At 75.6% G+C, this 12,046-nt stretch carries 7 protein-coding genes; 4 read left to right on the top strand and 3 right to left on the bottom strand.

Features of this window, described 5'->3' with window-relative positions; translation table 11 throughout:
* The first annotated feature begins 184 nt into the window (after nt 1-184).
* Nucleotides 185-1,063, top strand: a complete 879-nt coding sequence (locus tag ACYQ02_RS06295; RefSeq protein ID WP_460039591.1) for an enoyl-CoA hydratase/isomerase family protein — start codon at nt 185-187, stop codon at nt 1,061-1,063.
* 94 nt (nt 1,064-1,157) lie between these two features.
* Here the strand turns inward: ACYQ02_RS06295 and ACYQ02_RS06290 are convergent, their stop codons facing one another.
* Nucleotides 1,158-3,599, bottom strand: a complete 2,442-nt coding sequence (locus tag ACYQ02_RS06290) for a PucR family transcriptional regulator (protein WP_460039590.1) — start codon at nt 3,597-3,599, stop codon at nt 1,158-1,160.
* A 366-nt stretch (nt 3,600-3,965) separates the two neighbouring features.
* On the opposite strand from ACYQ02_RS06290, the gene ACYQ02_RS06285 reads away from it, so the two are divergent.
* The 3 genes from ACYQ02_RS06285 to ACYQ02_RS06275 are packed head-to-tail and all read left to right on the top strand — an operon-like array spanning nt 3,966 to nt 7,901.
* Nucleotides 3,966-4,859, top strand: coding sequence for an FAD binding domain-containing protein (locus ACYQ02_RS06285; protein ID WP_460039589.1), 894 nt, complete (start codon nt 3,966-3,968; stop codon nt 4,857-4,859).
* Nucleotides 4,856-5,548, top strand: coding sequence for a (2Fe-2S)-binding protein (locus ACYQ02_RS06280; RefSeq protein WP_460039588.1), 693 nt, complete (start codon nt 4,856-4,858; stop codon nt 5,546-5,548). The genes ACYQ02_RS06285 and ACYQ02_RS06280 overlap by 4 nt, the downstream gene beginning before the upstream one ends.
* A gap of 1 nt (nt 5,549) precedes the next feature.
* Nucleotides 5,550-7,901 (top strand): molybdopterin cofactor-binding domain-containing protein, encoded by a 2,352-nt coding sequence (locus ACYQ02_RS06275; protein ID WP_460039587.1) that lies wholly within the window; start codon nt 5,550-5,552, stop codon nt 7,899-7,901.
* A gap of 287 nt (nt 7,902-8,188) precedes the next feature.
* Here ACYQ02_RS06275 and ACYQ02_RS06270 read toward each other — a convergent pair whose 3' ends face one another.
* Both ACYQ02_RS06270 and ACYQ02_RS06265 read right to left on the bottom strand, forming a co-directional pair.
* On the bottom strand, nt 8,189-9,502 hold the full coding sequence (locus ACYQ02_RS06270) for a YlbE family protein (protein WP_460039586.1): 1,314 nt from the start codon (nt 9,500-9,502) through the stop codon (nt 8,189-8,191).
* 107 nt (nt 9,503-9,609) lie between these two features.
* Nucleotides 9,610-11,757, bottom strand: a complete 2,148-nt coding sequence (locus tag ACYQ02_RS06265) for an AllF/FdrA family protein (protein ID WP_460039585.1) — start codon at nt 11,755-11,757, stop codon at nt 9,610-9,612.
* Between the last annotated feature and the right edge of the window lie 289 nt (nt 11,758-12,046).

The following is a 12,046-nucleotide window of genomic DNA, read 5'->3' as shown; positions in this document are numbered from 1 at the left end:
CCATTCGGGGCGCCGCCCCCCAGATCCTGCCACGCCGCGGCCTACCGAGGCGCAGCCCCCGGTCGTTGTGAACGGCTCACAAGGGTCTTGCTTCGGCGTCGTGGAAGACTGCGAAAGCACGCCGGGCCGGGACCGCGGATCGGGGCCTGGCCGGCGACCAGCGCAGGGAAGAGGGGGCGAGGGCATGGGCTTTCTGCGGGTCGAGGAGGCGGGCGCCGTGGTCACCATCACCATCGACCGCCCCGACCAGCACAACGCCATCAGCTTCGCCATGTGGCGGGAACTGGGCGCCATCCTGGACGAACTGGCCCAGGAGGCCCGCCGCTACGACGGCCTGCGGGTGGTGATCCTGCGGGGCGAGGGCGGGCGGGCCTTCTCGGCGGGGTCGGACCTCAAGGAGTTCGCCGCCATGACCATCGACGAGGTGCGGCGGTGCTTCCTCACCATGGAACAGACCATCAGCAAGGTGGAGCGCCTGCCCTACCCGGTGATCGCCGCCATCGGCGGCTACGCCCTGGGGTCGGCCTTCGAGCTGGCCTGCGCCTGCGACCTGCAGGTGGCGTCGGAGCGGGCCCAGGTGGGCATGCCGGTGGCGCGGCTGGGCATCATGCTCAGCCCCGAGTTCAGCAAGCGGCTGGTGGCCTTGATGGGTCCCAACCAGGCGAAGGACCTGCTCTTCACCGGCCGGCTGCTCAACGCCGCCGAGGCCCGGGCCGTGGGCCTGGTGACCCACGTGGTGCCCCACGAGGAGGTCGATCCCTTCGCCCGGCGGCTGGCCGAGCACATGGCCGGCCTCTCGCCCTCGTCGATCCGGGCGGCCAAGCGGTCGGTGCTGCTCTCCCAGCCGGCGCCGCCGCCCGATCCGGCCGGCGATCCCGTGCCCTACTACATCGACGAGGAGGACTTCCGGGAGGGCGTCCAGGCGTTCCTGGAGAAGCGGGCCCCCCGCTTCCGCCGGCCCGCCCCACCGGGCGCCCCCGCCGGGGCGGCGGGCGACGGCCCCCGGCGGGCGACCCCACCGGATGCCGCGCCGGCGCCGGGCGGCGACGGGCGCCGGTCTTGAACCCTGGGTTGACCGCAGGGTCCGCGATGGATCGCGGGGATGAACGGGCCGGGGCGGGCGCGGCGCCCAGCCCGGCGTTCGGGAAGAACCGGGCTCAGGGGCCGGAGCCCCCACCGGTGGCGCCCCGGGCGCCGGCCCGGTCGGCGGCCGGTTCGTCCCGGGGCGGGAGGCCGTCTAAGAGCGGCAGGGCGCACAGGGCCACCTGCAGGCTCAGCAGGTGGTCGGGGTCCTTGAGGTCGAGGCCGGTGATCTGCCGGATCCGCTGGAGCCGGTAGGCCACCGTGTTGTAGTGGGTGTAGAGGGCCCGGGCCATCCGCTTCATGTTGCCGCCGAAGCGGAAGAACGCCTCCAGGGTCTCCAGCAACTTGCCGTCGTGACGGCGGTCGTAGGCCAGCAGGGGCCCCAGGTGGTCGTCGACGAAGGCGGCCAGCTCCGCGGGCGGCTGGTGGTGCAGCAGCCGCAGCACGCCCAGGTCGGCGAAGAACTGCACCGGCTCGCCCAGGGCGGCGGTGCCGGTGGGGCGACCCCCGGCCCGCGCCGGCGAACCGGTGCCACCCGCGGCGCCCCTGGAACCCCCGGCACCCGCGGCACCCCCGGAACCCGCGGAATCCCGGGGACTCGCGGAACGCCCGGAACCCGCGGAAGCCGCGGAATCCCCCGGCTTGCCGGCCCCCGCCCTCCAGGTGCCGGCTGCCCGGGCGGCCGCCATGGCCCGGGCCGCCTGCCAGGCGGTGTAGGCTTCCCGGTAGCTGCGGGCCAGGCCGGTGGGAGCGGCGGCGACGCGCCCCACCCCGGCGGCGACCGCCGGGGCGGGTGGGGTCGCGGCCGGGCCGGGTTCGACCCGCCCGCCGGACCAAGGGGCTCGCTCGGGGGACGCCGCCGCCCGGCCACCGGATGGACTTGCCCGGTGGTCGGACGAACCGGCCCGGCCGCTGGGGGCCCGGCGGCCGGATCCTGGCCCCCCGGGCGCCCGCTCCGGCCCCGGCGGGAGCGGGCCCGAGGCAGGCCACCCGGCCGCGGCCAGGGGACCCCGGGTCCCCCGGCCGGTGCCGGCGCTGGAGGCATAGGAGCGAAGGACCGCCTTCGCGACGGTCAGGATGCGGTGGCGGCCGGCGGGATCCGCCGGGTCGCCGGGGATCAGGGCCACGACCAGGCCGTCCCGGACCCCGACCACGGGCTCGCCGCCCTCCATGGAGAGCACCATCTCCACCGTCCGCAGCAGCAGCGGCAGCGGGCGTCCGGAAGGCGGCGGGCTGCCGGCGGAGGGGGCGGCGGGGCCCGGAGACAGAGCGCGGCCAGGAGCGACAGGGCCCGACGGGGGCGAAGGGGGAAGGGACCCCCAGCCGCCCCGGTCCACGGTGCCGAAGACCACCACGGTGTGGGGCCGGTCGAGGGCCCAGCCCAGGGTGCGGGACCGCTCCAGGATCTCGGCCGGATCCTGAAGGGTTCCGCCGAGAAGCCGGTCCAGGAACTCCGTCCGGTACCGCCGCTGCACCTCCGTCACCGCCGCTTGTTTACCCCACTCCAGGGCGACGATCGCCGCGCCCCGCTCCAGAAGGCCCGTCTCCGAGGGCAAGGGCGCCCGGCCCGGCGACGCTGCGCACAGGGACCCGAAGAAACGGCCGCCCGAAGCCACGGGGACACGCCAGGCGGGCCCTGGCGGCGGCACAGGCGGGGCACCCGAGGCGGCCGCCTCGGGTGGGGACGCCGGGGGTGCGCCCGCGGCTGCCGCCTCGGGTGGGGGCGCCGGGGGTGCCGCCGCGGCCACCACCGCGCCGGTGGCGTCTTCGATCCACACCGGGCGGTACAGGTGGCGGGCGACGGCGGTGCAGAGGGCCTCGAGCCCCGCGTCGCGCAGGACCAGGTCCAAAAGCTCCCGCTGAAGGCGGTCGGCGACCAGGGTGGCCGCCGCCTGCCGGTGGGCGATGGCCTGCATCACCGGGCCGATGATCTCGGCAAAGGACAGGTGATAGGGGATCTCCAACAGGGGCAGGCCATGGCGCTCGGCCTGGGCCACCGCCTCGGCGGGGATCTCCGCCACGTAGCGCCGGGGCTTGATGCCCAGGCCGGCCGCCCCCTTGGCGGCCAGGCCCGGGATCAGGGCCGCCAGCTGGGCCGGGTCGTCGCGGAAGGTGAAGCCGGTGGTCAGCAGCAGCTCGCCTTCCAGCACCCAGTCGACGATGTCGGGCACCTCGATGACGTTGACCAGCCGGACAGGCCGCCCCAGGGCGCGGTGGCCCGCTAACACCCGGACCTCCCGCAAGGGCTCGAGCTCCAGGATATCGGCCACGGTGACGCCATCCGGCGCCGTGGGCCCGGGGGCGGGGTCGCCGTTGCCGGCCCCTGCCGTAGCCGGGGGCGAGGCCGCCGGCGGCCGGGCAGCCGCCGCCCCTCCCGCCGGGCCGCCCTCCGGCCCACCGGTCCCTTGCGGGCCGGGGCCCGGGGGACGGCTGCCCACCCGGTCCGGGCCGCTCCGGCTATGGCCGGGCACCGCCCGCGTGCTGCGGGCCGGCGCCGTTCCCTCCGATCCCGTCATCCCCATCCCTCCCGCGGGTCCACCCCATCGCACCCCCATATGAACACGGTCATTGGCGTGCCGGTGCGACGGTTCCTGCCGCGGGAGCCGGCACCCTCGTAAAAAATCGCTAAACAGGCCGCAGGGTCTTTAGGAAAACCCACCAAAGGGGCGGCACCCGGCCGGGACGAACCCTGGGGTACCTTGTTGGTCCCGGAGCGGACCCGCACCCCGGGAGCCGATCCGCACCCCGGAATCGGGCCCCCACCCCGGGGCCGGCCGGCAGGAACGCGCCGCGGCCCCATGGGTCCTCGGCGACGTCACCGGGCGCCCGTCCCGGTCCCGGGCCGCACGGAAAACGGGCCGCACAGGAAAGAGGGACACGCCATGAAACCGCCGCGGTTTGCTTACCACGACCCCCGGTCGGTGGACGAAGCCGTCGCCCTCCTCGGCCGCTACGGGGGCGACGCCAAGGTACTGGCCGGCGGCCAGTCGCTGGTCCCCCTGCTCAACTTCCGCCTGGCCCGGCCCGCCGCCCTGATCGACATCAACCGCATCCCGGGGCTCGACGGCCTCCAGGTCGCCGGCGACCGGCTGGAGGTGGGGGCCCTGGTCCGCCACCGCCAGGTGGAGCGATCCCCCGCGGTGCGGCGCCACTGCCCGCTGCTGGCCGAGGCGGTGGAGTGGGTAGGCCACCCGGCCATCCGCCAGCGGGGGACCCTGTGCGGCAGCCTGGCCCACGCCGATCCCGCCGCCGAGCTGCCGGCGGTCTGGGTGGCCCTGGATGGCACCCTACGGGTCCGGGGCCCTGCGGGGGAGCGAGAGATCCCGGCCGGCGCCTTCTTCCTGACCTACTTCACGACGACCCTGGCGCCGGAGGAGCTGGTGGTCGGCGCCTCCCTGCCCGTCCTGCCGCCCGGAGCCGGCTGGGCCTTCGTCGAGGTGGCCCGCCGGCACGGCGACTTCGCCCTGGCCGCCGTGGCCGCGACGGTGGCGCTGGATGCCGACGGCCGCATCGCCGGGGCGCGGCTGGGGCTGGCGGGCGTGGGGCCGGTCCCCTTCCGGGCGACCCGGGCGGAGGCCTGCCTGGCGGGCCGCCTGCCCGGCGAGGAGGCGTGGCGGGAGGCGGCCGCCTTGGTCGAGGACGAGATCGAGCCGGAATCGGACCTGCACGCCAGCGCCGCCTACCGGCGCCAGCTGGCGGGGGTGCTGGTCCGCCGGGCCCTGGAGCAGGCGGCCCGGCGGGCGGCCCCGGCAGGCCGCGGAGGTGAGGGGCGATGACGGGGGACGAACACGGCCACACCTTGGACGCCGTCCAGGGCCCGGCGCCCGGGACGGGCGCTGCGGGTGCACTTCCGGGGCCGAAGCCCGCAGGGACCGCACCGGAACCTGCGCCTGCCGTTGGGGCGGGGTGGCCCCCGGCCGGCGCGAGCGACGAGCCCCAGCGGGCGATCACCGTCTGGGTCAACGGCCGGCCCTACCGGCGGCAGGTTCCCGTGCGGATGCTGCTGGCCGACTTCCTGCGCCACGAGCTGGGGCTGACGGGCACCCACGTGGGCTGCGAGCACGGCGTCTGCGGCGCCTGCACGGTGCTCTGGGACGGGGAGCCGGTGCGGTCCTGCCTGCTCTTGGCTGTCCAGGCCGACGGCGCCCACCTGATCACGGTGGAGGGCCTGGCCCCGCCTGACGGCCCCCTCCACCCGGTCCAGGAGGCCTTCCGCCAGGCCCACGGCCTGCAATGCGGGTTCTGCACCCCGGGGTTCTTGCTGACGGTGGCCGCGTTCCTCCGCGACCACCCGGACCCCGAACCCGACGAGGCGGCCATCCGCGACGCCCTGTCGGGCAACCTGTGCCGCTGCACGGGTTACCAGCACATCGTGGCCGCGGTGCAGCGGGCCGCCCGGCTCCTGGCCGAGACCGGCGTGCCCGCCGTGCCCCGGTACGAGCCGGCGGCGGGGGAGGGGGCCTGAGATGGCGACCCGCACCTTCGGCCAGTCCATCCCGCGCAACGAAGACCCGCGGCTGCTGACGGGCCGCGGGCTCTACGTGGACGACGTCCACCTGCCCGGCATGCTCCACGCCGCCGTCCTGCGCAGCCCCCATGCCCACGCCCGCATCCGGCGCATCGACACCGCCCGGGCGCGGGCGCTGCCGGGGGTCCACGCCGTCTGGACGAACCAGGACCTGGGGCCCCTCGCCGGACCGCTGCCCCTGTTGATCCCCCACCCGGCCCTGCGGGCCCGCACCCAGTACGCCCTGGCGCCGGGGGTGGTGCGCCACGTGGGCGAGCCGGTGGCCCTGGTGGTGGCCGAGAGCCGGTACGTGGCGGAGGATGCCCTGGATCTGATCGACGTGGAGTATGAGCCGCTGCCCGCGGTGGTCGACCTGGAAGAGGCCGCCCGGCCCGGGGCGCCGGTGATCTACCCCGAGCTGGGGGACAACATCGCCGCCCACGTGGTCCAGGAGCGGGGGGACTTCGCCGCGGCGATCCGGCGGGCGCCCCACGTGATCCGGGCCCGCTTCTCCCTGGAGCGGGGCGCCGCCTCCCCCATGGAGACCCGGGGTGTGGTGGCCCATTTCGACCGCCAGGAGGGCAGCCTGACGGTGTGGGACTCGACCCAGGCGCCGATCCCCATCCGCAACGGGCTGGCGGAGATGCTGGGCCTGCCCCAGCAGCGGGTCCGGGTGGTGGCGCCCGACGTGGGCGGCGGATTCGGCTGCAAGGTGATGATGTTCTACCCCGAGGAGGTCCTGATCCCGTGGGCGGCCATGCGCCTGGGACGCCCGGTCAAGTGGATCGAGGACCGGCGCGAGCACTTCGTCGCCACCAACCATGAGCGGCTGCAGATCCACGACGTGGAGGTGGGCTTCGACGACGACGGCCGCATCCTGGCGCTGCAGACGGTGTTTCTCCACGATTGCGGGGCCTTTGCCGCCTACGGGCTGATCATCCCCATCGTGGCCGAGTGCACCCTGCCGGGGCCCTACAAGATCCCCAACTACCGGGCGGAGTTCAAGGCGGTCTACACCAACAAGACCCAGACCAGCCCCTACCGGGGTGCCGGCCGGCCCCACGGCGTGTTCGTCATGGAGCGGGTGATCAAGCGCATCGCCGAGCACCTGGGCCTCGACCCCAATGAGGTGCGGCGGCGCAACTTCATCCAGCCCGACGAGTTCCCCTACGACGTGGGCCTGATCTACCAGGACAACGCGCCCCTGGTCTACGACAGCGGCAACTACCCCGCGGTGCTGGAGAAGTGCCTGGAGATGATCGGCTACGACCGCTGGCCGGAGGTCCGGGAGCGGTACCGGGCCGAGGGCCGCTACGTGGGCCTGGGCGTGGCCTTCTACGTGGAGGGCACGGGCATCGGTCCCTACGAGGGCGCCCGGGTGACGGTGGAACCTAGCGGCAAGGTCTTCGTCGCCACCGGCGTGGGTACCCAGGGGCAGAGCCACGCCACCACCTTCGCCCAGATCGTGGCCGACCAGCTGGGGGTCGACCCGGCCGACGTCACGGTGGTCACGGGGGATACCGGCCTCTTCGGCTGGGGGACGGGGACCTTCGCCAGCCGCGGGGCGGTGGTGGCGGGGAACGCCTGCTACAACGCGGCGGTCAAGGTGCGGGAGAAGGCCCTGCAGGTGGCAGCCGGCCTGCTGGAGGCCCGGCCGGAGGACCTGGAGCTGGCGGGTGGCATGGTCCGGGTCAAGGGGGCGCCCCAGCGGGCCATCGCCCTGGGCGACGTGGCCCGGGCGGCCAACCCCCTGCGGGGGACCATCCCGGAGGAGTGGGAGGGCCCGGGCCTGGAGGCATCCGGCTACTACGCCCCGCCCCGGGGCACCTTCGCGGCGGGCTGCCACGCCGCCCTGGTCGAAGTGGACCCTGAGACGGGCATGGCCCGGTTCCTCCGCTACGTGGTGGTCCACGACTGCGGCCGGGTGATCAACCCCCTGGTCCTGGACGGCCAGATCCACGGGGGCGTGGCCCAGGGCATCGGCGGCTGCTTCTACGAGCGGCTTTGTTACGACGAACACGGCCAGCTGCTGAACGCCTCCTTCATGGACTACCTGCTGCCCACGGCGGCCGAGGTCCCCCCCATCGAGACGGCTCACATCGAGACGCCGTCGCCCTTGAACCCCCTGGGGATCAAGGGGGCCGGGGAGGCGGGCGTCATCCCCGTGCCCGCCCTCTTCGCCGACGCCATTGAAGACGCCCTGGAACCCTTCGGCATCCGGGTCGACCACATGCCCATCGACCCCAACTGGCTGGCGGAGCAGATCCGGGAGGCGAGGGCGGGACGGGCTCGGGACGAACGGGCCGGTTGACCCGCCGGCCGGCGCGCCCCCGGGCCAGCGGGCCCGGGCTCGCGGGCCCCGGGTGGGCCGGATGGTGGGCCGGAGCCACCGGTGGCCGGGATGGAGGGAACGGGGCGGTCCCCCGCGGGGGCCGCCCCGGATCGTTGTCGCAACCTTCCCAGGCTTTCGCCCTTTGCCGCGGCGGCTTGGGTGGATACCGGTGCCGGTCGCGGGCCTTTCCCCACCCCCGGCGCTCGCCGCGGGAGCTTCCCTCGTTCTTGCCGGTTGCATCTCGCCAGGTCCCGGCCCGCCGGGGGTCAGCCGGCGCTGGCGCCGCCGGCCGGCTCGCCCGGCGAGGGGGCCGGTTCCTCCGGGTCGACGGCTTCCGCCAGGGCCAGCAGGGCCTCTTCGAAGCAGGCCATGGGCGGTTCCACCAGCCCCGCGCCGATCTGGCCGATGCCGGCCTCCTTGTGGGCGATGCCGGTGTTGACCCGGGGCAAGAGGCCCGTCTCCACCACCTTGCGGATGTCGATGCCGGTCGGGGTGCCCCGGAAGTCCAGCACCGGGATCCCGAAGGCGGGGTTCTCCCCGGCCGTGATGGCGTACATGTCCAGGGTCGCCTGCAAGGCGTCGCGGGGGGTTCCCCCCACGAACTGGACGATGGCCGGGGCCGCGGCCATGGCGAAGCCGCCCAGGCCGGCGGTCTCGGTGATGGTGCTGTCGCCGATGTCGGGGTTGGCGTCCTCCGCCCGGAAGCCGGGAAAATAGAGGCCCTGGGGCACCTGGGAGGGGGCGGTGAACCACCTGTCTCCCAGGCCGCTCACCCGGATGCCGAAGTCCGTGCCGTTGCGGGCCATGGCCGTGACCACGGAACTGCCGGGGATGCCGTGGGCCGGGTCCATGGTGGCCTTGCAGGCGGCCATGACCAGGTTGAGGGCGAACATCTCGTTGGCGGCCAGGAAGTCAAAGACCTCCGCCAGCCGGCCGCCGAGCCGCCCGTCCCCCGCAGCCCCGACCCGGGCCAGGGCCGGCGCCAGGGTGCGCAGGAGCAGGGCCGAACCCGCCTTGTTGCGGTTGTGTCCCTCGTCCCCCATGTGCAGGGCCTGGGCGATCAGGTGCTTGAGGTCGATCCCGCCGGGCAGGCGCTCCAGGGCGGCGGCCAGAGCGGGACCCAGCACGTCCCGCATCCAGGCCAGGCGGCGCAGGACCTCTTCGCCGTAGGCGCCGTAGCGCAGGACCTTGCCCAGCCCCTCGTTGAGGTTGCAGAAGGCCCGGTTGCCGAAGGCGGTGTTCTCCACCACCCAGACGGGCATGGAGGGCGTCGTCACCCCCGCCATGGGGCCCACCGCCTGGTGGTGGTGGCAAGGGTCGAAGCGGATCTGGCCGCCTTCGACCAGGGCGACGGCCTCGGCCTCGCTGCGGGCCCAGCCTTCGAAGAGGATGCCGCCGATCACGGCACCCCGCAGGGGGCCCGACATGCGCTCCCAGGAAATCGGCGGCCCGGCGTGGAGGATCACTCCCTCGCCAAGCCCCGGCACCACCTCGGCCGCCGGGGCCACCGCCACCAGCACCGGCCGGGCCGCCAGGATGCGGCGCAGGGCTTCATGGTTGGCCTGATCGACGCTGACCATCCCGCTCACCTTCCCTTGATGGACGCCATGATGGACGCGATGCACGCCGTCGAGAGGCGGGCCTCTGGCGGACCGGAACGCCGCGGCCACGCCGCCGGCGACCGGACCTACCCGCGCAGGCGCCGCAGGGCGTCCAGCACCCGCGGGTTGCCGCCGGCCGGCGGCCGCCAGTCGAGGGGGACGACGGGCACCCCCTGCCGGGCCAGGCTCTCGGCGAACAGGCCGACGCCGGCGTTGACCGCCACCACGCCCGACAGCAGCCGTGCCACCGGATCGGAACCGGAGCCGGGGGCGGTACTCCGGCCGCCGGGGTCTGGAGCGGCGGCAGGGTCTCCGGCGCCGGCGGGGCGCCGCGGGCCGCCGCGATCCTCCCGCCCGCCGCGACCATCGCCGTCCGGGGCATCCCAGGCGGCGGCCGGCGGGTGGTCCCACCCGGTCCGGGCCGGAAGCCGGGGAATCAGCCAGCGGGTGAGGGCTGCCGGTTCCACCGCCCGGCCGGCCGCCAGGGCGGCGACGGTGCCGGCCAGCAGGGCGGCTTCCGCGTGGGACCCCAGGACCACGGCGCCTGCGGCCTCCAGGCGCCGGGCCTGGTCCTCAAAGCCCTGGGGGTCGGCCGGGGTGCCGCAGAGACTGGCGATCACCACCAGGTGCCGCCCGGCGCCGGCGGCCGCGGCCCGGGCCGCCACGACGGCAGGAGCCAGTTCCTCCGCCGGATTGGGGTGGGCCCCGTAGCCGAGGACCACGTCCATCAGCACCACCGCCACCCGAGGGTCGCGGGCGGCCGTGGCCAGGTACCGCAGCCGCACCTCGGGATCGAGCATGGGGTGCAGCCGCCCGGCGGTGAACTCGTCGGCGCCCAGGTCCAGCAGCAGGTGGGCCTCGGGGGCCGGATCGCCGGGGCGGTAGGGCGCCCGGCCCGGCAGCGGGGCGTTGGAGGCCACCGGCCCGGCCAGATCGCCGATGAGCAGCTGGCCCTCGTAGCACAGGGTGCCGCCGCCGTAGAGCCCGCGCACCCAGCGCTGCTCCGGCCGGAGCGGGGCGGCCAGCTGCCGGGCCCGTGCCAAAAGCGCCTGGGCCGCCAGCTGGGCCTCGCGGTGCAGCGGGTTGTCGCCGCCGTACCTCGCCGGCGCCTCGGCGGCCAGAAGACCCGCGGCCGGCGCAGCGGCGGCGGCCGGGCCGGCGGCCGCGGGCCGGGCCGGTTCGTCCCCCGGTGCGGACGAGCCGGCGGCGCCGGCCAGCCACGCGGCCGCCCGGGCCGTCGCCGCCAGGGTCGGGCACGGTTGGGTCGGATCGCCGAGGAAGTGGACCACCGCCGGCTTGCCGCAGGCGGCCAGGGCGTCCAGCACCCGCTGGCGGACGGCCGGGGCCGGCGGCTTGGACAGGGCAACGATCACCCGGGTCCCGGGGTCCCGCGCGAGGGCCGCGATGGCGGCCAGGAAGGTGGCCCCGCCCACCGCCTCGTGGAGGTCCCGGCCGCCCGTACCGATGGCATGGCGGACCCCGACGCCCAGCCGGTCCAGCTGGCAGGCCACCTCCTGCAGGCCGGTGCCCGAGGCGGCGACCATGCCCACCGGCCCCGGGCGCACGGCGTTGGCGAACCCCAGCCCCGCCCCGCGGATCAGGGCGGTGCCGCAGTCGGGTCCCATGAACAGCAGGCCGCGGCGGCGGGCTGCCGCCTTCAGGACGACCTCGTCGTCCAGGGGGACGTTGTCGGAGAAGCAGAACACGTGCAGGCCCAGGTCCAGGGCCTCTTCGGCGACCCAGCGGGCGAAGCGGCCCGGGACGGAGATCAGGGCCAGGTTCGCGTCGGGACGGAGGGCGATGGCCTGGCGCAAGGTCCGGGGGGCCGGTCCGCCGAGGCCAGCCGGGCCGGGGACCCCCGGCGTTTCCGTGCCCGGCGTGCCGGTACCGGCCGGTTCGTCCGCGCCGGTGGGCGGCCAGGGGGAGGCGGGGCCCCGCCGGGACAGCAGGACCTCGACCTGAGCGAGGGCGGCGTCGAGCTGGCCCGGATCGGGCCCGCGCACCGCCACCACGAGATCACCGGGTCCCGCCGCGGCGGCCGCCGGGTCGAGAAGGCCGGCCATGGCCAGGAGGTCCTTGTTGGTCTCGGTACCCATGACCGCGCCGGCTTCCTCCACGCCGGGGAGCTGGCGCAGGCGGCGCTGGAGCTGCATCAGGGTAATGGAGTCGAAGTAGGCGCCCGGGCGGACCAGGCTGCGGACGGTACCGCCCCCGGGCGGCTGGGCGGCTGTCATCGCCTCACGCCTCCCCTATGGGTCCCGCAGGCGCCGGTGGGTCTAGCGCGCCCCGCGGGTTGGTGGGTCGACCTTTCCCCTCTGGGCCTTTCCCCCTCGGGGCGGGCCGATCTTTGGTGAACTCCTAACAAAGTGTCAATGGGGGGATTGCGGAACGGCCACAAAGGCGGGCCGGCCGGCGGGAGGAAAACCGGCACTCCAAAGAGGAAGTCCGCGGCCCGTCGCGAATGGCGCGGGAGGTGCGGGCGCGGACGGGCACGGTCCGGCCGGCGGCCCGTGACGGCTCCTG

The sequence above is a fragment of the Thermaerobacter litoralis genome, from assembly GCF_054654595.1.
This window is presented reverse-complemented; position numbering and strand designations above follow the sequence as displayed.

Coding starts and splice junctions, on each gene's coding strand:
- ACYQ02_RS06295 (WP_460039591.1), top strand. CDS start 185: ATGGGCTTTCTGCGGGTCGAGGAGGCGGGCGCCGTGGTCACCATCACC.
- ACYQ02_RS06290 (WP_460039590.1), bottom strand. CDS start 3,599: ATGACGGGATCGGAGGGAACGGCGCCGGCCCGCAGCACGCGGGCGGTG.
- ACYQ02_RS06285 (WP_460039589.1), top strand. CDS start 3,966: ATGAAACCGCCGCGGTTTGCTTACCACGACCCCCGGTCGGTGGACGAA.
- ACYQ02_RS06280 (WP_460039588.1), top strand. CDS start 4,856: ATGACGGGGGACGAACACGGCCACACCTTGGACGCCGTCCAGGGCCCG.
- ACYQ02_RS06275 (WP_460039587.1), top strand. CDS start 5,550: ATGGCGACCCGCACCTTCGGCCAGTCCATCCCGCGCAACGAAGACCCG.
- ACYQ02_RS06270 (WP_460039586.1), bottom strand. CDS start 9,502: ATGGTCAGCGTCGATCAGGCCAACCATGAAGCCCTGCGCCGCATCCTG.
- ACYQ02_RS06265 (WP_460039585.1), bottom strand. CDS start 11,757: ATGACAGCCGCCCAGCCGCCCGGGGGCGGTACCGTCCGCAGCCTGGTC.